The organism is Pseudomonas sp. NPDC089743, assembly GCF_044748785.1.
In the GTDB taxonomy this organism is placed as follows: domain Bacteria; phylum Pseudomonadota; class Gammaproteobacteria; order Pseudomonadales; family Pseudomonadaceae; genus Aquipseudomonas; species Aquipseudomonas putida_X.
The window spans coordinates 1-2,284 of sequence record NZ_JBIVGS010000037.1; the positions used below are offsets into that span (position 1 = coordinate 1).

Consider the following 2,284-nt stretch of genomic DNA (forward strand, 5'->3'; position numbering starts at 1 on the left):
GTCGCGCTTAGCACCAGGTTGGTGGTCGCCTGGGTAGCCGGGCTATCGGTGACTGTGGTGGTCGGGGTGCCAGCGGTGTCGAGCTGTTCGTAATTACCGCCTTCAACCTTGGTGATGCTGTTGGTCAGCGGTGCATTGGTGTTGTAGACGTTATTCGGCGCAACAAAGTCGACCGAACCGGACGACTCGCCAACGCCGATGGTGATGGTTTGACCATTGGCCAGGGTTACGACCAGTGGCGAACCAGTAACAGGCGCCGACACCGAGGCGGTGTAGGTCACCACGCCACCTTCGATTACCGAAGCATTCGCCGTCAGGGTCACGGTCGACGTATCGAGCGTATCGCTGACATTGGTTACGGCTTCAGCCGGATTGACTGCGAGGTTCTCGAAGTCGCCACCGGTGGTACCAGTAACGCTGACTTTGACCTGGCCAGCGTCTTTGTAAACGTCATCAGCCGGTGCAGCGACGGTCACTTGGCCAGAGGTCTGGCCGGCCGCGATATTGATAGTCGCGCCGTTGCTCAGGGTCACAGTCATCGCGGTGCCGGCTGGGTTGCTCAAGGTCGCGGTGTAGACGATCTGGCCGCCTTCGGCGACATCGCCGGTGGCACTCAGCACCAAACTGGTAGTCGCCTGGGTAGCCGGACTGTCTGTGACCGTCGTGGTCGGGGTGCCCGCGGTTTCGAGCTGTTCGTAATTACCGCCGTCGACCTTGGTAATGCTGTTGGTCAGCGGCGCATTGGTGTTGTAGACGTTGTTTGGCGCGGTGAAGTCGACCGAGCCGGACGATTCGCCGACACCGATGGTGATGGTTTGGCCGTTGGCCAGGGTCACGACCAGCGGGCTGCCGGTGACCGGCGCCGACACCGAGGCGGTGTAGGTCACCACGCCACCTTCGATTACCGAAGCATTCGCCGTCAGGGTCACGGTCGACGTATCGAGCGTATCGCTGACATTGGTCACGGCTTCAGCCGGATTGACTGCGAGGTTCTCGAAGTCACCACCAGTGGTACCAGTGACGGTCGCTTTGACCTGGCCGGCGTCTTTGTAAACGTCATCCGCCGGGGCTGGAACAGAGACCGTGCCAGAGGTCTGGCCGGCCGCGATATTGATGGTCGCGCCGTTGCTCAGGGTGACGGTCATCGCCGTGCCGGCTGGATTGCTCAAGGTCGCGGTGTAGACGATCTGACCGCCTTCAGCGACATCGCCGGTGGCACTCAGCACCAGGTTGGTGGTCGCCTGGGTAGCTGGGCTGTCGGTGACCGTGGTGGTCGGGGTGCCCGCGGTTTCGAGCTGTTCGTAATTACCGCCGTCGACCTTGGTAATGCTGTTGGTCAGCGGTGCATTGGTGTTGTAGACGTTATTCGGCGCAACGAAGTCGACCGAGCCGGACGATTCGCCGACACCGATGGTAATGCTCTGGCCGTTGGCCAGGGTCACGACCAGCGGGCTACCGGTGACTGGGGCCGACACCGAGGCGGTGTACACCACAGTACCGCCCTCGACCACGCTTGGAGTGGCGGTCAGGGTCACCGTGCTGGTATCGAGCGTATCGCTGACGTTGGTCACGGCTTCAGCCGGATTGACTGCGAGGTTCTCGAAGTCGCCACCGGTGGTACCAGTGACGGTCGCTTTGACCTGGCCGGCGTCTTTGTACACGTCATCAGCCGGAGCTGCGACGGTCACTTGGCCAGTGGTCTGGCCGGCCGCGATGTTGATGGTCGCGCCGTTGCTCAGGGTCACGGTCATCGCCGTGCCGGCTGGGTTGCTCAAGGTCGCGGTGTAGACGATCTGGCCGCCTTCAGCGACATCGCCGGTGGCGCTCAGCACCAGGCTGGTAGTCGCTTGGGTAGCAGGACTGTCGGTAACCGTTGTAGTTGGAGTACCGGCGGTGTCGAGCTGTTCGTAATTACCGCCTTCAACCTTGGTAATGCTGTTGGTCAGCGGTGCATTGGTGTTGTAGACGTTGTTTGGCGCAACGAAGTTGACCGAGCCGGACGATTCGCCGACACCGATGGTGATGCTCTGGCCGTTGGCCAGGGTCACGACCAGCGGGCTACCGGTAACCGGGGCCGACACCGAGGCGGTGTACACCACGGTACCGCCCTCGACCACGCTTGGAGTGGCGGTCAACGTGACGGTCGACGTGTCGAGCGTATCGCTGACGTTGGTCACGGCCTCAGCCGGATTGACTGCGAGATTCTCGAAGTCACCACCGGTGGTGTCGGTGATGGTGGCTTTGACCTGCCCGGCGTCTTTGTAGACGTCATCGGCCGGGGCCG

1 protein-coding gene is annotated in these 2,284 nt (G+C 62.0%); it reads right to left on the reverse strand.

The window, feature by feature from the left end; all coding sequences use genetic code 11:
* Positions 1-2,284: immunoglobulin-like domain-containing protein (locus ACIPZC_RS25995; protein ID WP_400630432.1), on the reverse strand; the 2,284-nt coding region annotated here is incomplete at both ends.